We start from the raw sequence: 19,202 nt of genomic DNA, 5'->3' as shown, positions 1-19,202 counted from the left end.
ATTCAGAATCCTGAAATTAGCGACTCGCTACGTCTGCACTGCCAGCAGATGATGGCAATTTAAACGTCCAGACCATACCGCCCTGATTGAAATCTTTGACGATCTGGCCGACTTCGCCACCCCAGAGTGGCACTGCGCCGCCCCATCCAGAAGCAACTGAGACGTACTGTTCACCGTCCATTTCCCAGGTAACCGGGTTACCGACCACGCCCGAGCCGGTATTGAAACGCCAGAGCTCTTCGCCGGTTTCATCATCAAATGCTTTGAGGTAACCCTCCGGGGTTCCTGTAAACACCAGGCCGCCGGCAGTCGTCAGTACGCCGCCCCATAGAGGTGCCGGGTTTTCATGCCGCCACACTTCTTCACCTGTATGTGGGTCCATGGCTCGCAGTACCCCAACATAGTCATCATTGACCGGTTTGATAGTGAAGCCTGCCCCCAGGAATGCTGCGCCTTTCTTATAGGTGACATCCTCATTCCAGATATCCATGGACCATTCATTCGAGGGAACATAAAACAGGCCAGTATTCTGGCTGTAGGCCATGGGCTGCCAGTTCTTACCACCCAGGAAGGAAGGTTGTGCAAAGACGGTTTCGCCTTTACCTTCTTCCGCATCATCACCAAAGGGATTGCCTGGGCGACCGCCTTCCGTGAAAATCGGGCTGCCGTCATCATTCAGGCCCGATGCCCAGGTAATCTTGTCAACAAACGGGAAGCCACGGATAAAGTCGCCATTTTCCCGGTTAAGTACATAGAAGAATCCGTTGCGATCAGCCGTGGCTGCGGCATGAACCGTCTCACCGTCTTCTTCATATTCGAATGAAATCAGTTCGTTAACGCCATCAAAATCCCAGCCCTCGTTGGGGGTCGTCTGGAAATGCCATTTGATGGTGCCATCATCCGGGTTGAGCGCCAGTCTGGAGGCAGCGAAAAGGTTGTCGCCTGGGCGCAGGTGAGAATTCCAAGGGGCCGGGTTACCAGTGCCCATCAAGATGCTATTGGTGGCTTCGTCATAAGTGCCGCCCAACCAGGGTGCACCGCCGCCATTCTTCCACATGTCCCCTGGCCAGGTCAGGTTAGCTTCTCCCCCGGTGATACCGTTTTCGACGGCCTCACCATCTTCATAGATATAGCCCATATGGCCTTCGATAGTTGGCCGCTCCCAGGCCTTGTCGCCCGTCTCAGCATCATAGGCAACGATTTTGCCGACCACCCCGAATTCACCGCCAGCGGTACCGGTAATCACCTTGCCATCGACAACCATGGGCGCCGCTGAAATGGCATAGCCTTCCTGATAGTCAGCAACTTTTTTAATCCAGACGGGCTTGCCAGTTTCACGATCCAGGGCAACCATTTTGGCGTCCAAAGTGCCGAAGAATACTTTATCAGCATAGATGGCGGCGCCACGGTTGACCACGTCACAGCAGGGCATGATGCCCTCAGGCAAACGCGCATCATACTGCCAGATTTCCTCACCCGTACGCGCATCAACGGCCCAGATACGGGAGTAGGAGCCGGTCACATACATGACGCCATCCTTGATCAATGGCTGTGATTCCTGACCGCGCTGTTTTTCTCCCCCAAACGAAAACGCCCATGCGGGAGTTAACTGGTTAACATTAGCCTTATTAAGACTGTCCATCGGGCTAAAGCGCTGACCGTTGAGCCCCATACCGTAACTGAGGATATCCTCGGGTGTTTGCTGGTCGCGAAGAATCTCTTCATTGGTTACCGCATGGCTGCTAGCAGCAATTGACAGCGCTAAAGCACTGAGTGCGAAGGTAGTGCTAATGCGAGTGAGTTGTTTCATGGCTAGTATCTCCGGCAATTAATTATTCTGTTTGGAGTAATCTGGGTTGGGGTGAATTCAGGCTTTTCTTTTTCCTATAATGATTGTTATGGGTCTTTGAATGAGTCGCTATTGTTCCCATGACCCAAATAAGCGACACCTTGGTAGTAATACCGCCAAGATAAGCGGCCACTAAAGGTCATTGGCTAGCGCTTGCAGAGCAGACTTTTCATATTTTGGATAGAGGTGGCTGATGGTGCGCACCAGTTCATACCGCACTTCTGCGATATCGCTAAACTGATCTGGGATGGGTGTCGACATGATTTCGCTAGGCGTCAGGCCTTGCTCAGCGCTTTCCTGCAGCAGCGTATCCAGCCAGTCAAGGTAGGCCGATGTCTGAAGAATGGGTGACGCATCCTGGCTGATCGGGCCATGTCCGGGCACCAATAAAGAAAAGGGCATGGTGTTGAGCTCCTCAAGTTCTTGCTGCCATTGCCTGAGGCCGGGGGTGTGGGGTGTTGTCAAAGCCCGATTGAAAAATACTATGTCGGAAGCAAACAGAACGCCACTGGTGTGATCCATAACTACCAGGTCAGCCCCGCTATGGCCGGTCATCGCAAACAGTTCAAACTCATGCTCACCCAGGGTCAGTTTTCCCGGGCTTATCTGGTTGGGTGGCACAATCACTTCAGTGCCTTTCATCCAGTGACCGACCATGCGGTACATGTTGTCTGCAAAGGCGTCTCCATCGGCCTTTAGCCTGCTGATGGTGCCGGGTAAGGCATACAGTTTTTCAACATCAAACGCCTGGTTGCCAAAGGTATGATCCGGATGATGGTGAGTGATTAACACCCGGTTGATGTCCTTGCCTGTTGTCTCGCGGATAATGTCGTGAAGTGCTTTGCCGTATTGCCAGGAAGGGCCAGTATCAATCACCACCACACCCTCTTCGGTGGCGATAAAGGCTGTGTTCACTATATTGCCGCCATTATCGCGAGAGAAGTTTTCACGCTTTCCTTCGACGACCCAGACGTTATCAGTAATTTGAACCGGTACCAGTTCATACTGCGGTGAGGCGTTCACCAAACTATGAAATAAAAAAAGCGACGTTGCCGTAAAAAAAGCAAATAACCAATGTAGCCTGATCTGAATGAGTGGGAAGGTAGTCATCATGTGTCTCCAAGTATTCGCTTGAACACATTTCCCTGGGTGTCGCGAAGCCTTAGAGCATATTGATTCGAATCATCACCGGCGAAATCGAACACAAAAAGAGGATTTTCGGACGCCGATTCAGACAGGCTCATTTCACCCAGGAGACTCTCTTCATCCATTGTTTTATCGTTATTGACAGCGTGAATTTGAATCTCATTAATGTGGAAAATAGGCACATTTTCGACCATGCCTGAATCCATGGGGTGCATGATGCTGAGTTTGAGCCGGTTGCTTGCAGGACGCGAAAAATAGCGCCCTTGACTGTTACCCAGTTGATCAGACCAGTGGGGGTTACTGGCGGTCACACTCGGGGCTGTACATCCACCACCGGCAGCATCGACGTGCGCACTGGCTATGTGCCAGACGTCATTTTCATCCTGAATAGCCGCACGGACGGTCGTCGCTTGTTGTACACGGAAATTAAGCGCAAGCGTTAAGGGGGCTTGCTGATGTGGCTGGTAGCTGAACAGATGGGGGACAGGGTTAAGGTCAACCCAACTGACAATTGAACGGATATCACCCTCAAACCTGTCAAGCGCTATTGTCAACGGTACCTGAGCTGAATCTTCTGCAAAATCAGGTACCTTGAGGCTAACCTTGTCAGTATGAACAACGTCAGCATCCGTACCCAGGTAGCGCTCGATATTGTATTGCCACATGGGGGATTTATGAATGTCCTCTGGTAATGCAAAGGCCTTACTGGACACGAGGCTGAACAGAACCGCCAAACTGATGATTGAGGCAGCTCTTACCGACTTATGGATCGATGGATACATTATCAAGTTCCAGGACAGCATCATCAGGCTCCAGAATCTGGTCATAATAGGCAGGCAAGGACCAACTCAAATTATGTTGGTGATAAAGCTCGGCCACTTCGCCTTCACGCACCATGCCATCAATTTCGGCTTCGATGGCATAGCCAAGCTGACGATAGGTAAATCTCACCGCCATACCGACATCCCACTGCTGCTTACCAATTGAGGGAAATCCCGTCTCAGCCTGGGCCAAGGGCTGATCCGCCAGGCGATCAAGGTGATAATCGATTTCACCCTGCATGCCCATCACTGCGCTAACGTCACCGGCGGCGAGTGCATCAAAGGCGTCTGTCATGTTTCTGAATTGGCGTACCTGGTTACGAATGCGCCCTTGCATAAAGGTGCTGAGGTAGGTCTCGGGGAGGCTGGCCATCTCGACGCCGACCGGGTGGTACTGCAAGACGGCAATGGTGTTGACGCTATCAAGCTGCTGAGTGTTGTAAGCGATACGCCACTGTTCTTCACTGTAAGGGCCGAACAGAACGCCCATCTCGTTGATCAGGTTACCCATTTCATCCTGTTGGTAGGCGTAACGCTTGTCGTAGGGCACGCGCATGAGGATATCGGCGATATTACCCCGGCGCATGTAATGGCCCACGCCAATGGCGTTGCGCAGATCGCCTTCCAGGGTTTCGTCGGGAGATATCCAGAAAGTCCTGAGCTCCAGCCCCATGCGCTCGGCAATCCGGCGGGCTATGTCTACATCAATACCTTGAGGGGTGAAGTCTTCTTGCCATGAGTAAGGAGGAAAGTCCTCATAGAAAGCGGCAACCAGATACCCTGATTCCATTACTTTGTCGTAGGTCCGATCAGGGACAACGGTCACTGTCTGCTGGGCATTAACGCTTAACCATGGAAAAAGCAGCAGTGCCGCTACCACACCAAAAAAGTGTCTTTTCATGACAAGTGACTCTTGTTTTGACAGTTGGGAAGCAGTAAGAAGTCTTTATTGATTATTGCACCGACTCGACATAAGTCTTGATGGCCCAAGCTGCCGACCTATCTAGGTTATCCTTGAAAGAAGGCATGCCACCACCGGTTCCGTTGACGACTCGGCCGATATAATATTCGTCGTCCCATTCAGTCAGTTCTCTCAAGTCTGGCGTAAGCCCTCCTGACATCGCTTCTATGCCATGACAGTTGGCACAATTACCGGCATAGCCTTTTTTGCCCAGCTCGACAGCGAGGTCGTAATGTTCGCCGTGTTCGGCATCTTCACGGAAAGGATTGCTGAGTACATCATTGCTGATCTCAGGCAGGCCTTCGGTATCCAGCCCTTGAGGCGTTACGTCTCCATGTCCATATGCCAAACCCGCCAAAGACATTGAGCCAATCAACATCAGTGATGCCTTGAGACAAGCACGCTCTTTGCGATTAACTTTCAAGGGATTGTTATTGATAATAAACATTGTTGTGTGCCTCTGATGGAATCAAGGGAATGGTTGGAATCACTGTTATAGATTTCTTTTGTTAATAGGAATTACTGTAGATGCGGATTCTTTTTCAACACATCCCACTTTAGGGTTCAAAATCTACTTCCTTGGTCGTAAGCGATGGGTTTGCACCTGCCGCTCACTGACTAAGTCTCTTTTATGGCACCTAAGTAGCAGTTGTTTCATTCCATCGAGGCATTCCCATGCTTGAGGTGAGGCGAGTAACGTCTTAAAAAATCTATAAAGGGTGTTGCTCATGGGTTTCAGCGAACAGGATTCCAGCGAACATTTACTGACTAAACTTTTTTACAATAATCTGGTTGTTCAGCAAAAAAAGTTTTTCTGTCCACGTAATGTTTGGCGCCAAAGTGCATTGGCTTGTTTTTTGGGGTTTTTCGCTTCAGGTGCCCATGCACTCGATATAAACGTTGGCTATCTTCAGTGGCAACCTCATCAGGGGCCGGTGCTATCCAATGTGTTTCCTGAGCCGGAAGATTCCGGGTTGCGCGGCGCTGAGTTGGCCATAGAGGATAACCTCACCAGTGGCCAATTTCTGGGGCATGACTATCCGCTCACTACCTATGTGGCCGAAGAGGAAGCGGACCTTCTTGACGCATTCGAGGAAATGCAGGAGCAGGACATCGATCTGTTTGTGGCCAATGTGCCAGCAAGTGCTCTGATCGCGATGGCCGACAGGCTTGATGAAGGCCAGATGTTGTTCAATGCCGGTGCCCGTGATGATGATTTAAGAGGGTCACAGTGCCACCCACAGGTCCTGCATACCCAACCCAGCTACGCCATGCTGACCGATGCCTTGGTGCAATGGCTTAAACTCAGGCGTTGGGACGATGTATTGATGATTACTGGCCCAACCCCACAAGATCAGGCTTACGCCGAGGCCTTCCGCCAATCCGTAGCGAAATTCAATATCACCCTCGTGGAAGAGAAAGCGTGGCGTTTTGATACGGATATTCGTCGCACCGCTTCATCGGAGTTGCCTCGTTTTACCCAGAGCAAGGATTACGATGTGGTGGTGGTAGCCGATGAACGTGGCGATTTCGGCGAATACGTGCCCTATAACACCTGGCTGCCGCGACCGGTGGCCGGCACCCAGGGGCTGATGCCGGTCACCTGGCACCCGTCTATCGAGGCCTGGGGGGCGGTGCAGTTGCAGAACCGTTTCCGCGACCACGCTGATCGAAACATGACAGGTGATGACTATGCTGCCTGGGCGGCGATAAGAGCGATCGGTGAAGCCGTTACCCGCAGTGGCGAATCACAAGCGCCACGCCTGTATGACTATCTGTTTTCAGATGACTTTGAACTGGGTGCCCACAAGGGGCGCAAATTGACCTTCCGTGAGTGGAACGGTCAATTACGTCAACCGATTGCCCTGGTGCACCCGCGAGCCCTGGTGGCCCAGGCGCCATTTGAAGGCTACCTGCATCAGCACACTGACCTGGATACCCTGGGTCAGGATGCTCCCCAGAGTGAGTGTTCTATTGAGGCACGCTGATGAACACGTCAGTCACTCTTTCAACCTCTGCGTGAAATGACAAAAAGGACAACAACAATGCCAAAACATCATGGTTTTTTTAAAGTGAAGTCGCTCCTTCTGGCCATGGGCTTATGTAGCCTTTCGCTGCCAGCACTGGCTGAGAGTCGGGCTTACGTCTCCAATGAAAAAGATGACACCATTTCTGTCATTGATATGGCGACCTATGACGTGGTTGATACGATCGATGTCGGCATGCGGCCGCGCGGTATTCTGCTGTCAAGTGATCATAGCAAGCTGTATATATGCGCCAGTGATAGTGACACGGTTCAGGTGCTGGACCTTGAAACCCATGAAATCATCGACACCTTGCCGTCAGGGGAAGACCCGGAACAGTTTGCCCTGCATCCCAACGATCGGCACCTGTATATTGCCAATGAAGATGATGCCATCGTGACCGTGGTGGATGTTGAGACCAAGGACGTGCTGGCACAGATTGACGTCGGTATCGAGCCTGAAGGCATGGCCGTGAGCCATAACGGTCGTTGGGCGGTGAATACCAGTGAAACCACCAGCATGCTGCACTGGATCAATACAGAAACCTTTGAGATCGAGAAGAACATGGTGGTAGGGCAGCGCCCACGCCATGTGGAATTCAATCAGGATGACAGCGTGGCCTGGGCATCGGCAGAAATTGGCGGCACTGTCCATATCATTGACGTTGACGGGCTGGAAGAAATACACGAGATGCGATTTGAAATTGCGGGTGTTAACCAGGACCGCGTCCAGCCTGTCGGCATCGAACTGACATCCGATGGCAAATATGCCTTTGTGGCACTCGGCCCTTCCAATCACGTCGCCGTGGTGGATCAGCAGACCTATGAAGTCATTGACTATTTATTAGTGGGATCGCGGGTCTGGCAGTTGGATCTCAGCGAAGATGAAAGCACGCTGTTGAGCACCAACGGCGTCAGTGGCGACATCTCGGTGATTGATGTCGAATCTCTCAAGGTAGTGGATACCATTGAAGTGGGGCGTTATCCCTGGGGCGTCAGGATCACCCATGACAAGTCCTGATTCATCGGACGTCCCCGTCCTGGAAGCACACAACCTGAGCTTCTGCTATGCCAGCAAGCCCGTGCTTTCAGGGCTTGATTTTGCGTTATGGCCGGGTGAGTTCAATGCCTTGCTCGGCCCTAACGGTGCCGGTAAATCGACCCTGTTCGGGTTGACGACCCGGCTGCTGGCCCTTCAGCAGGGAACGCTGAAGTTGAATGGGCGTTCCCTTCGGGATCAGCCCAGTGCCGTCATGGGTTTTCTGGGAGTGGTGTTTCAGCAAAGCGCGCTGGATATGGATCTGAGCGTGGATCAGAACCTGCGCTATCACGCTGCCTTACATGGCATGTCACCACGAGAGGCACGCCTGGCCTGTGCGCGGGAGCTGGAACGTTTGCAGCTCGAAGGCTGCGCCAAGGTGGCCATTCGTCAGCTTAACGGCGGGCACCGGCGGCGAGTGGAAATTGCCCGTGCCTTACTGCATGAACCCCGCTTTCTGTTGCTCGACGAGCCTTCGGTCGGGCTTGATGTGGAAAGTCGCCGCGACCTCAACCGTCATGTTCGCTCGCTGTGTGCCGAGCGTGCGCTGACCGTTCTCTGGGCAACGCACCTGATCGAAGAAATCCATCCTGATGATCGCGTTCTGGTACTTGATCGAGGACATCTGATAGCGGATGACAAAGCGGATGCCCTATGTCAGGCGCATGCCCAACCTTCGCTGTCCGCGACCTTTGACGTTTTGATCAAGGAGCATCATCCATGAAGCCGGTCCAGTACGCTTACTGCATGATGGGCATGCTAAAGCGAGAATGGTTACGCTTCTGGCAGCAGCGTAGCCGGTTTTTCAGTGCGCTGGTCAGGCCGCTTTTGTGGCTGGTCGTGTTTGCTGCCGGGTTCAGGGCCGTGCTGGGGGTTTCCATCATTCCGCCTTACAGCACCTACATCACCTACGAAACCTATATTGCGCCTGGCCTTTGCGGCATGATCATTTTATTTAATTCCATGCAGGGTGCACTTTCCATGGTCTATGACCGCGAGCTGGGCAGCATGCGTGTGCTCTTGACCAGCCCTTTGCCGCGGCCATTTTTACTGGTCACCAAGCTGTTGGCCACTGCAACGGTGTCGCTGGCGCAGGTGTACCTGTTCCTGTTGATCGCCCGGCTGCTTGACGTGTCGCCGCCCAATCTGGGGTATTTGGCTGCCTTGCCGGCGTTATTGGTAACCTCGCTGATGCTGGGGGCTCTGGGGCTTTTGATCGCCACCTGGATCAAACAGCTGGAAAATTTTGCAGGGGTCATGAACTTCGTGATTTTTCCGATGTTTTTTCTGTCATCTGCGCTTTATCCCTTGTGGCGAATGCAGGATGCAAGCCGCTGGCTTTACTGGCTTTGTCAGTTCAATCCTTTCACGCATGCCGTCGAAGCCATCCGGTTTTCCCTCTATCTGCAAGTGGATCTGCTGGCCTTTGTGGTCACCACAGTGACGGCCGTTGTCTTGGTGACGCTGGCGACGACCAGTTTCCGCCCGCAACGGACTCGGGTCATGGCAGGTTGAAACCACCGCTGTTAGCGTTTTGTAGTGGCTGGCGTGTCTAACGATGACTCTTTTTTCTTCCCAATCACTTGGTCTGGGCAAGACGAATAACGCAGTCAGGCCAATGCTCAATCAATCCGCTGATCACTGACCAGTTGGGCAGGCGTGCCGTCAAGATGCCAAAGGCGGTTGGCCAAATGTTCTGCATCCTGGGGGTCATGGGTGACACATATCATGGCCATGTGAGGTGACTCTTTTAGCAGGTCGTGAATCAGGTAGCGAAGGGATGTGGCGCGATCGTTATCCAGTGAAGCAAAAGGTTCATCAAGCAGCAGAAGGTCAGGCTTGACTGCCAGGCAACGCGCCAGCGCAGCGCGACGTGCCATTCCAAGCGAAAGGCTATCAGGACATTTTTCGGCGTCCTGAGCCAGCCCTACACGAAAAAGCAATTGCTCCGCCTCAGCGGCTGAGCACCCCACCAGCATGATGTTCTGACGAATACTGCGCCAGGGCAGCAGGCGATGTTCCTGAAAAAGATAGCCCACCTTAATGTCAGGCGCATACTGAATGGTGTGCTTGGGCGCACCCGAAATCAGGCCAGCCATGTGATTGAGCAGCGTTGTTTTACCGATGCCTGAAGGTCCGAGCAAGCAGATATGGTCGCCAGGCCTTATCTGCGTATGAATGTTACCCAGGATGCTGGCAGGGTGATGGCTATCAAGATTCAGGGTTAGCATGATGTATTTCCTGCTGGCGCCAGCGATAGCTATAACGTTCCAACGGTTGTAACACCGCAAGCTCTACCAGTTGCACCACCAACACAAAGGCCAGGCTGTAGGCAAGAATCGTGCTGACATCAAAGACCTGAAAGGCCATGTGCAACTGGAATCCGATGCCGTCTGAACGCCCGAGTAACTCCACCACGAGGACGATTTTCCAGATCAATGCCAAACCACCTCGGGTGGCTGCCATCACATAAGGGAAAAGCTGTGGCCAGATTACATGGCGGGCACACTGCCAGCGGCTGAAGTGATATACCCTGGCCATCTGTTCCAGGCGCACATCCAGGTTGCGTGCTCCTTCGCGAACAGTCACCGCTACATTGGGAACCTTGTTGATGACCACAGCAAGGATTGCTGCGGCCTCGATAAGCCCAAACCACACATACAGCAAAATGATGACGACCAGGGCGGGCAGGTTCAGAAACAGCACAAGTAAGGGATCAAGCAGAGCATTGATAAAACGAGAACGTCCCATCCACACGCCCAGTAAAATTCCTGCTGCCATGGCGCAGGTGAAGGCAATGGCCACCCGTCGTAGAGTGATCAGAAGATGCTCAGTCAAGGCGCCACGCTGGAATTCAACCCAGGCAGTGTGAGCCACCTGAAACGGGTCGGGAAGAAGCGTCGTCTTCAGGCTTGCGGCAAGTATCCACCAGAGTAAAAAGATGGCTGGCAGTGCCACCCAGTAGCTCCAGGAGGGTGGTGCTTGAGGATGCCTGGAGGATTCAGTGGTCACAGTGATTGTTCCATGCTGCTACGATAGAAAAGCCTGTCCGGCATTACCTGGTCAGGGTTTGTCCCCGTCATTATCAGCAGTTGTTGAAGGTCTGCAATTCTTTGGTCATCGAGGGGAGCAGGCATTCCGGCCACAAAGCCATCGCGCAGGTTATTAAATGTTGTATCGCTCTCTACCCGCATAAGAGGACGAAGTGCATCCCAGTGTTGCGGGGACTGCTTGAGTTGAACTTTAGCTTTACCCAATGCATGAGAAAAGCGCTCAAGAAGGTCTGGGTTCTGCGCTGCCCAGTCATCCTGAAAGACGTAACCCAGCACCGGCAGATCACGGGAAAGTGACAGGGCGTCAAGCAGGTCAGCCATTGCGATCACAGTCTGTGCTTCTCCCGTGCCTTTCAAGCGTGCTGCGAAATGCCAGTAAGTGAGCAAGACGTCTATCTGGTCGCGCTCAAGCGAGGCACTTAATAACGGTGGCGCCGCATAAACAGCCTCAACCTCCTCTGACAGATCGATACCCTGTCGAGTGGCGACTTCATTCAACAGAATCCAGCCTTTGCTGTCAGGCCCCCCCGCGATGCCCAATCGCTTACCTTTGAGGTCTTGAAGTGTTTCGATGCCAGGATCGGCTGACACAATATCACCAATCTGTGACGAAAAAGGCACGTAGCGGTATGGGTTGCCGTCGTGGTAGCGGGCCTGGGTCCATAGCAAGTCTGCGACAGCACCCTCAACATCACCGGCAGAAACGGCCAGGCGCGAAGCTGACAGGTTGGCCACCGTGCGTATTTTCAGGTGGAAACCAGCGTCAGCATCGAGCCCGTGACGCTGGATATGTTCAAGTTCCCAATGCGCGGTTCCAAATTGCAGGACGCTGATTTCCAATTCAGGAAGGGGGTCTGCGCTATCACCGGCCTGAAGGGGGAGGCTGACTATTACGAGTAATAGTGCGGCCATAAGGAAGTGCGACAACCGGAAAAAACGCATTCATATCACCTGGAAATTACAAAAAGAAATTAACCAAAGATTACGGAATGCTGTTATGCCGCAGAATAGTACTTTGGTGCCTGCCAGGTTGATTCCATGGTCCTATTCCAGATGTGAGCAATAAAAGCATAGATTGTGCAGAGATTAATTCTTGATTAACAGGTGATTCCATGGCGAGAATAACAATTACTGCGTCACCACTTATGAGCATTGCCGTTAGCGTTTCAGGCGCCTCGAGCGCTTCTCGTCGGGGGGCAGAAAAGTGGCGGACTGTAATATCAGCCACCTTGTTAATCTGTATTTTTTCTTTTTCTTCGATCAAGGTTCATGGTCAGACGGCCTTCATGTCAGCGGATGAGGTTGAACAGTTTGGCGGTAGCCATCTGTTTGATCAGCAAGGTTATCGGGTGGATAATTATCGCAGCCCTACTCCCGTCAGAATTGAAGGCATCACTACTGTAGACACTCAAGCACTGGATGCATTGATGACGTCGGAACCAGATCTTGTAATAGTGGATGTCATTAACCTAACTTTTCAAAATGATCGCTTTCTTATCGATAAACCTCACCAGGCCATAGTGGGCGCTCACTGGCTACCTAATACTGGGCAAGGTGACCTGGAATTACGCTGGGAGCAGTATCTGCTTGGCGAGGTTCAACGACTGACCGAAGGTAACAATCGCCGTCCGGTAGTGGTAGCATGCAAGTCAGATTGCTGGCTATCGTGGAATGCTTCGTTGCGACTGTACAATGCGGGATATCGTTCACTCTATTGGTATCGAAACGGTGTTGATACCTGGATGGCCAATGGAAAGCCCGTGGAAACTGTAGAGCCCATAACACCGGTATTTGCAAAGTCCCCTGGTGATAAGTCTTCTAATAACAACTTTTAACGAGCGACTGCTAATTTCATGGATACCCCTTATACCATTCTGGTTGCTGACGACCATCCGCTCTTTCGTGAAGCCATTACACGTGTCATTGCCACAGGGTTTTCTAACAGCACGCTTTATGAAACCGAAGATCTGGAAAGTACTCTGGCGCTGGCGCGTAACAATGATGCCCTTGACCTGGTGCTGCTGGATCTGAATATGCCTGGCATGAACGGGCTTGGCGGGCTGATTGAGCTTCGCAACGAGCTCCCCGCGCTACCCGTGGTAATCATTTCGGCGGAAGAAGACAAGCAGGTTATTCTTCAGGCGGTTACCTATGGTGCCATGGGGTTTATTACCAAGTCATCACCGCGTGATAAAATGTTAAATGCTATCACTCAAGTGTTGGAAGGTAATATATATCTGCCGTCAGATATCATGTGTGATAACTCCACACCCAAACGTATGACCCAGGAAGTCAGCATTACCCCGGATCAGATAGAAACCTTAACCCGTAAGCAGTTGCAGGTGCTGGAGCATATGACCCGGGGTGAATCCAATAAGATGATTGCTTATCACCTTAATATTGCTGAAACCACCGTCAAAGCGCATGTTTCCGCCATTTTGCGCAAGCTTGGTGTTAACAATCGTGTCCAAGCCATTCTATCAGCCAGTGATATTGACTTTAGCCGTTATCTGCGTCGTTAGCACACCTCTCATAGATTCGGGCCTCACGTAGGCGTTCAGACAAGTAAGCACTAGATTGCGCCATTTTACTGAATAGGGTTATTCAGGTTGGAGAACTGTGGATGTCAACTGGCTCAGCGCCATGCGCAGTTTGAGTGGTTTAACCGGTTTATGAACCAGTTGATAGCCAAGCTCACGAACTCTCTGACGCAACTCATTGCTGTAGTTGGCTGTGACTGTCATAACAGGGACAGGCACGTTGCGCCTGGCGTTGAGTCTTCTGGCCAGCTCAATGCCGTTATCGCTTTGATCCAGATGGTAGTCGACGATGAGGGCGTCCACTTCGTCATTTACCAGATCAACCTGTCTTGCCAATTCTGCTTCACTCGTTGCCACGACAGGTTGGCAGTTCCAGCGTGAAAGCAGAGTGTGCATGCCAAGGCAGATATCGAGGTCATTGTCCACCACCCAGATCCGTTGCCCTGTCAATCGATCATGTGCCGGTAAGGAGGTCGGCAGCAGAGCGGCTGGCGGGAAAGCGGAGGACGTACATCTGGCATAGGGTAGCAGGATACTGAACAAGGAACCTTTGCCAGGCTGGGAGATCACCTGTAATGGACAGCCTAGTATCCGACTGATTCTGTCGGCGATTGATAAGCCAAGACCCAGTCCCCTGTCGCTACGTCCGGAAACATCCAGCCGCCTGAACTCCTGAAATATTGCTTTGCATTCATGACTGTTGATGCCCACACCGGTATCTCCTACCTGCACTTCCAATCCATTGGGACGCTTTCTGCACCCCAGCAGCAGCCGTCCACGGGGCGTATATCTCACCGCATTGCTCAGAAAGTTACGGATTACCCGGCCTAGCAAAGCACTGTCTGTTTTAACCATGGCACTCGAACGAACGTAATGTAGTGAAAGCCCTTCACTGGACGCCATTTGATGATATTCCCTTGCAAGATTATCGAGTAGATCTGCAATCGAGAAACTACTGAGTTCAGGCGAAATGACACCGGCATCCAATCTCGACATATCAACGAGTGTGCCCAGCAGTGACTCGACATCCTTAAGCGACCGGGCCAGAGAGGCTGTCAACTCCCGGCCTTGGTCAGGCATAAAGACTTCTTCCAGCGCGCCGGCGAAGAGTTGAGCGGCATTCAGTGGCTGAAGCAGATCATGGCTGACAGCCGCAAGGAACTTGGATTTTGAAATATTGGCGGCTTCGGCTTCTGTTTTGGCTTCACGCAGGCGCTGTTCGACCAGGGTGCGTTCGGTGATTTCTTCCCTAAGCTGATGGTTAAGCTGGGTCAGTTCGGCGGTACGTTCTCGTACTCTTTTTTCGAGGTTCTGGTAGGCATGTTGCAGCGCTTCAGTGGTGCGGCGACGTTCTGTAATATCGCGTATCAGTACGAAAACGCCTATGACTTCCTCAGAGGTTTCTTTGCCATGATAATGCGTATCAGACGTGTCATTACAATAATGTGGTACGTAAGCGCGCAGCAAAACACGCTCATCACCATTGGCATCCGCTTCAGCGAGTTCAAACGATACCGTCTCACCCGCCATCACTCTTTCCAGATAAGGAATCAGCCGCCGACAATGTTCGGGTGAATGAAGTTTCTGCATGTCTTCGCCGAGGAGCATTCCTCGCGGCCAGCCATACCAGCGTTCATAGACCCGATTGGCAAACACATACCGCAAGTCCTTATTCAGGTAAGCGATCATGGCGGGCAATTCATCGGTCATGTTACGGATCCAGCGCTCACGTTCGAGAAGCGTCTGGGCATACTGGATGCGTTCTGTTACATCGGTAAACGTCAACACCTGGCCATGGGGAGGCATCGAGTGACCGCGTACTTCGACAATTCTGCCATCCGGCAAACGTCGCTCACAGGGTTGCGTCACACCCAGAGCATCCTCGCGTTCAATCAGCGGACTGACTTCACTCAGCGAAGCCAGGTTGCAAGGCATGCAGGGCGTTTCAATGCCGGCCAGTGTGATAAACCGCTGGTTGCACATTTCCAGCTGACTATCGGCATCTATCACGGCAACACCTTGAGAGAGACTGTTAAGAGTGGCTTGAAGCAACTGTGACTTCTCGGCAAGGGCTTTTTCACGCTGTGCGTTTTCCTGACGCTTGATGGCGGTGATATCTATGTAGAGTATCACCTTGCCGCCGTCACGGGTCTGGCGCTGGTGGACCTGTACCCAGCGACCATCATGCAGGTGATAGATCGTGGGCTGGTTCGGCCCCTCGCTGGTTTCACTTATAATCAGGCCTGCATCACGCGCCATTTGGTGCAGGTTCTTGATATGCATGCCAGATTTTATTTTGATGCCTGCAGATTTCCAGAAAACGGCAAAATGGCTATTAAAAATAGCAATGTAGCCCTGAGCATCAAATAGCACGAACGCATCCGTCAGGCTTTCGATGGCATCAATCAGTGTCTGGTTGGCGTCCTCGGCACGTCCGCGGGCTTCCCCGAGAAGCCGGTTGCTGACCCGCAGCTCATGCAGGGTCTGATTGAGTGTCTGGGTTCTTTCGCGCACCTGCTCGGCAAGCAAGGCGGTATGTTCAAAGGCGGCGTAGGGTGCGCTGCGGGGTAGAGAGCTGAGCTCAACGCGTTCAATCAGTGCGGCGTTAATCCGCTTCAGGCGTTGAATTTCCCGGGCCTGAAAGGATTCCAGCTCAGTCGCCATGGCGGGGCCTGCTCAGATAAACGCCGCTGAACGTCTGATTCAGGTGAACACCGTCATAATGTTCTCCATAGCTGTTGAAACCGACAATACGAAAGCGCCTCATCAGTTGACTCGCTGCTTTGTCCTGATCGTCCTGGCCAATTTCCAGCCGTCGTAAAAAACAGTCGCAGCCTATGACCAGCGCCGGTGGCCCAAGCCGAGCAGCGATGGTGTCCAGCCACGCTTGCAGATCATCAAGAATGGGGCCAGCATGCATGGCAGTCAGTACGATGCCTTTTTCGACCGCGCAATAAAAGGTAAGACTGCCATCCGGGTTAACGCTTTGAATCGCACGCACATAGGTTTGGTCGTGAAGTTTTACCGCCAAGGGGTGACGAGCAAACACATCCTCATTGAGTTGGCTGATTGGCAGACCCACCAGGTCTGCATAGGCATTGGCGGCAGGTTCAGCATTCAGTTCGAATACTTTGCGTTGCTTGCGGTCCACTGCGGTCACTACCATTTTGTCGTCGGTGGCGCGCAGGTGGTGGGTGGAAAAGACCTCGAAATCGAGTTGCGTATTTATCATCACCACAATGGCAGCGGTAGTACGAAACTCACCATTACCATAAACATGGGTGCCCGCAAGATGATTGTCGTCTCCTGCGCTGCCACCAAAGTGAGGAATGCCTGCCAAAGCAGCATTAAGGGTGGCAAGCACCCGCTCTTCGCAGGCAGAAAGACCATCCAGAAGCGTCATGACAAAGGTATGACCCTTGATAGGCGCCACACGAGCGGATTCGCAACGTGTAATCAAGCGGTCGGTCAGGGTCTGAGCGGTATTCAGGTCAAATGTAGTGAGATCATCAATGACGGCATACTCAAAGGAAAACGTCTCTTGCGTAAAACCTAAGGCAATAATGCCACTCCGTGAATAACCATCACCGCCAATTTCTCCCGCCGTTGTACAGCCACAAAGGCGAACGCCACCAAAATGCGCCTCCATGGCGGCACCAAGCATGTCAAGCGTATATTCCACCGAGCAAAAAAACATGACGCCGCACAGGGACGGATGCATCAACTGTCTCGCCAGTTCTTGCGCGGCGATTTCAGGTGAGGTGGCCAGCGTGTGTGCAACGAGCACTGACTCTGTCAATAACTCCGTAGGAAGGGTGTCGGGGACTACAGGTGATGCCATCATGGGCCAACCTCGGATGACTAACTTTAACTCAAGTCTATAAAGCTCTACGCCAACTGCCTATAGCACTTGAGTGCTGCTGAGTGTTGGGTGGGGTAGTACCTAGGTAGGAGAAACGCCATGTCTGGCGAAGAAGGAAGCTTCCCGTTGAATCAAATACTGGCGGTTTGCAGGATGACGGATCCCGTGTCCCTCGTTGGCGAACAGAATGACGTCAGCTTCTCCCCCGTGCTGTTTCAGACGTCTGGACATTGCAAAGGTCTGTGACGCAACCACCACATTATCCTTGGCGCCTTGTAAGAACAGGATAGGAGGTGTGGTTTTTTGGCCAAGACGATTTATCGGGCTTGCCGTTCGTTTGGCCTCGTCGTCTCCAATCAGCCAGTCCAGATAGCCAGATTCAAACCGGTGGGTCAGTTTTCCAAGGCGGACGGCATCCGTGACGCCATAAAGGCTGGCGCCAGCCAGGAAACGCTGAGAGGAGGCAAGGATATTCAGCACACTGAAGCCACCAGCACTCTGCCCGCGGACAAACAGACGATCCGGGTCAGCAACGCCTTCAGAGACCAGCTGGTCTGCCATGGCAAGGGCGTCTTCAACATCGAGATACCCCCATTCTCCTGCCAACCTTTCGCGAAAACGACGCCCCTGATTGGCACTGCCTCTGGGATTAAGGTCAGCCACGGCGTAACCCAGTGATTGCCACCAGGCTATCAGGGGGTCGTAAACGGGGTAACTGGCAGATGTAGGGCCACCATGGATACGTACAATCAACGCCGCCGGTGCAGAAAAATGGGAGGGATAGACAAACGCAGAAACCGCTTCCTGTAAATGAAGGCCGACGCGCGCCGAGTAGCGAATTGGCAGGGTCGTCGTGCAGGCGTTACCTGCCTCTGCAAGTGTGACCACTTGGTTGCCTTGATGGTCGCAGCGGATCAGGCGAGTGAAATGACCAGGCCCTTGTGCCAAGGCATAAATACCGTCATGGTCGGCGCCTACAGCGCTGACACGGCCAATATCCGGGAGGCGCCAAGGGTTATCAGGGTTTGCGCTTTCAAGGCTGCCCCAGCCGTCACGCAACCGCATGATGACGCCACCTCCAGGCCACCAGGCATGCTGAGATTCGCCTAATTGCCATGGCGTAGTGGCATGATCGAAGGGTTGGTGGCTAAGACATCGCCAATGGTCACCCTGTATTTCCCAGGGTTGCCAATAGCCTCCGCAGTCGCTCATGCACACCAGACGTCCATCGGCACTGAACTGGGGTTGAGTCACCGCCCCTTTCTGAGGTAATGAAGGCCGACGCTGCACTGTGCCGTCTGATCTGAAATACCCCAGACACAAACGGGAATGCTGCCACGGCATGTCAGGTAATGACCATTCGACCCAAGCGATGGCGTGGTTATCGGGTGAAAGGGCGGGAGCACCAAAAAAGTCGGCACCCTCGGCCAGAACCTGACGGCCGTGTTGGCTGATGGCTACCAGGCGCTGTAGCGCCTGAGCCCCTTTTCCTTCTTCTTCTACGGCGATAACCCGATGGCGAGAGGGGTCTGGTACAAGCCCCCCGTATGCACAGCCAGCGCGTTTGAAAAACAGCCGCGCCACCCCCGATTGCAGGGTATAAAGAGATTGATCCGCACGTGCCACCACGACGGGTTTATCGCCAAGCAATGCGTAGCTCCCCCCGCCATAGCCATTGACTCGGCTGGCGATATCCCACCCTTGCGGAGAAAGGCGAACCATCTGTTTTGTGTTTAATTCGAATTGCCACAGTTCCTGGCGACCACTGACGCCATTAGAGACGAGCAGATGTGGCTGTCCGGAAGCACTCAGCTTCAACTCGCTAAAACCGTCTGAAGGTTGAGCTGCGTGAGCAACGGATGGGGACATTGCTGATTTGGCCTGTCTCAGGGCAGCGGCTAAAGTCGA

The 19,202-nt window shown here is 52.7% G+C and carries 17 protein-coding genes; 6 read left to right on the top strand and 11 right to left on the bottom strand.

Annotation, left to right across the window (positions count from 1 at the left end):
- Positions 1-16 precede the first annotated feature (16 nt).
- From LL947_RS11670 to pedF, 5 genes are all read right to left on the bottom strand, one after another.
- On the bottom strand, positions 17-1,810 hold the full coding sequence (locus tag LL947_RS11670; RefSeq protein ID WP_499833291.1) for a PQQ-dependent methanol/ethanol family dehydrogenase: 1,794 nt from the start codon (positions 1,808-1,810) through the stop codon (positions 17-19).
- A gap of 171 nt (positions 1,811-1,981) precedes the next feature.
- Positions 1,982-2,872: a quinoprotein relay system zinc metallohydrolase 1 gene (locus LL947_RS11665; protein WP_499833290.1), complete on the bottom strand. Its 891-nt coding sequence runs from the start codon at positions 2,870-2,872 to the stop codon at positions 1,982-1,984.
- Positions 2,873-2,958: 86 nt separating this feature from the next.
- On the bottom strand, positions 2,959-3,801 hold the full coding sequence (locus LL947_RS11660) for a quinoprotein dehydrogenase-associated SoxYZ-like carrier (protein WP_499833289.1): 843 nt from the start codon (positions 3,799-3,801) through the stop codon (positions 2,959-2,961).
- The gene (locus LL947_RS11655; RefSeq protein ID WP_499833288.1) at positions 3,758-4,717 is read right to left on the bottom strand and encodes a substrate-binding periplasmic protein; all 960 of its coding nucleotides are present in this window, start codon (positions 4,715-4,717) and stop codon (positions 3,758-3,760) included. The genes LL947_RS11660 and LL947_RS11655 overlap by 44 nt, the downstream gene beginning before the upstream one ends.
- 52 nt (positions 4,718-4,769) lie before the next feature.
- A complete protein-coding gene (gene pedF, locus LL947_RS11650; RefSeq protein WP_499833287.1) occupies positions 4,770-5,225 on the bottom strand; it encodes a cytochrome c-550 PedF in 456 nt (151 codons plus the stop codon).
- A gap of 409 nt (positions 5,226-5,634) precedes the next feature.
- Between pedF and LL947_RS11645 the strand changes: the two genes are divergently transcribed.
- The 4 genes from LL947_RS11645 to LL947_RS11630 are packed head-to-tail and all read left to right on the top strand — an operon-like array spanning position 5,635 to position 9,354.
- Positions 5,635-6,765: an ABC transporter substrate-binding protein gene (locus LL947_RS11645; RefSeq protein WP_499833286.1), complete on the top strand. Its 1,131-nt coding sequence runs from the start codon at positions 5,635-5,637 to the stop codon at positions 6,763-6,765.
- 57 nt (positions 6,766-6,822) lie between these two features.
- On the top strand, positions 6,823-7,821 hold the full coding sequence (locus LL947_RS11640; protein WP_499833285.1) for a PQQ-dependent catabolism-associated beta-propeller protein: 999 nt from the start codon (positions 6,823-6,825) through the stop codon (positions 7,819-7,821).
- Positions 7,808-8,563, top strand: a complete 756-nt coding sequence (locus tag LL947_RS11635) for an ABC transporter ATP-binding protein (protein WP_499833284.1) — start codon at positions 7,808-7,810, stop codon at positions 8,561-8,563. The genes LL947_RS11640 and LL947_RS11635 overlap by 14 nt, the downstream gene beginning before the upstream one ends.
- Positions 8,560-9,354 carry an ABC transporter permease gene (locus LL947_RS11630; RefSeq protein WP_499833283.1) on the top strand — a complete coding sequence of 265 codons (795 nt, stop codon included), beginning with the start codon at positions 8,560-8,562 and terminating at the stop codon, positions 9,352-9,354. The genes LL947_RS11635 and LL947_RS11630 overlap by 4 nt, the downstream gene beginning before the upstream one ends.
- A 107-nt stretch (positions 9,355-9,461) precedes the next feature.
- Here LL947_RS11630 and LL947_RS11625 read toward each other — a convergent pair whose 3' ends face one another.
- The 3 genes from LL947_RS11625 to LL947_RS11615 are packed head-to-tail and all read right to left on the bottom strand — an operon-like array spanning position 9,462 to position 11,834.
- Entirely contained in the window at positions 9,462-10,070 is a 609-nt protein-coding gene (locus LL947_RS11625) for an ATP-binding cassette domain-containing protein (RefSeq protein ID WP_499833282.1), read from the bottom strand.
- Positions 10,051-10,851, bottom strand: coding sequence for an ABC transporter permease (locus LL947_RS11620; protein ID WP_499833281.1), 801 nt, complete (start codon positions 10,849-10,851; stop codon positions 10,051-10,053). Before LL947_RS11620 ends, LL947_RS11625 begins: the two co-directional genes overlap by 20 nt.
- Complete coding sequence (locus LL947_RS11615) at positions 10,848-11,834, bottom strand: ABC transporter substrate-binding protein (RefSeq protein WP_499833280.1); 987 nt, start codon at positions 11,832-11,834, stop codon at positions 10,848-10,850. Before LL947_RS11615 ends, LL947_RS11620 begins: the two co-directional genes overlap by 4 nt.
- A 170-nt stretch (positions 11,835-12,004) precedes the next feature.
- On the opposite strand from LL947_RS11615, the gene LL947_RS11610 reads away from it, so the two are divergent.
- Together LL947_RS11610 and LL947_RS11605 are read left to right on the top strand one after the other, a co-directional pair.
- Positions 12,005-12,727: a rhodanese-like domain-containing protein gene (locus LL947_RS11610; RefSeq protein ID WP_499833279.1), complete on the top strand. Its 723-nt coding sequence runs from the start codon at positions 12,005-12,007 to the stop codon at positions 12,725-12,727.
- Between the two features lie 18 nt (positions 12,728-12,745).
- A complete protein-coding gene (locus LL947_RS11605) occupies positions 12,746-13,414 on the top strand; it encodes a response regulator (RefSeq protein WP_404414080.1) in 669 nt (222 codons plus the stop codon).
- A 78-nt stretch (positions 13,415-13,492) separates the two neighbouring features.
- Here LL947_RS11605 and LL947_RS11600 read toward each other — a convergent pair whose 3' ends face one another.
- From LL947_RS11600 to LL947_RS11590, 3 genes are all read right to left on the bottom strand, one after another.
- Positions 13,493-16,096 carry a hybrid sensor histidine kinase/response regulator gene (locus LL947_RS11600; RefSeq protein WP_499833278.1) on the bottom strand — a complete coding sequence of 868 codons (2,604 nt, stop codon included), beginning with the start codon at positions 16,094-16,096 and terminating at the stop codon, positions 13,493-13,495.
- The gene (gene nosP, locus LL947_RS11595) at positions 16,086-17,276 is read right to left on the bottom strand and encodes a nitric oxide-sensing protein NosP (protein WP_404414076.1); all 1,191 of its coding nucleotides are present in this window, start codon (positions 17,274-17,276) and stop codon (positions 16,086-16,088) included. Before nosP ends, LL947_RS11600 begins: the two co-directional genes overlap by 11 nt.
- A gap of 99 nt (positions 17,277-17,375) precedes the next feature.
- Positions 17,376-19,016 (bottom strand): alpha/beta hydrolase family protein, encoded by a 1,641-nt coding sequence (locus tag LL947_RS11590; protein WP_499833277.1) that lies wholly within the window; start codon positions 19,014-19,016, stop codon positions 17,376-17,378.
- Positions 19,017-19,202: the final 186 nt, after the last annotated feature.

The sequence above is a fragment of the Halomonas sp. BLK-85 genome (assembly GCF_044792155.1).
In the GTDB taxonomy this organism is placed as follows: domain Bacteria; phylum Pseudomonadota; class Gammaproteobacteria; order Pseudomonadales; family Halomonadaceae; genus Vreelandella.
The sequence above is the reverse complement of the archived record's forward strand: the minus strand, read 5'-3'. Positions and strand labels throughout refer to the sequence as shown.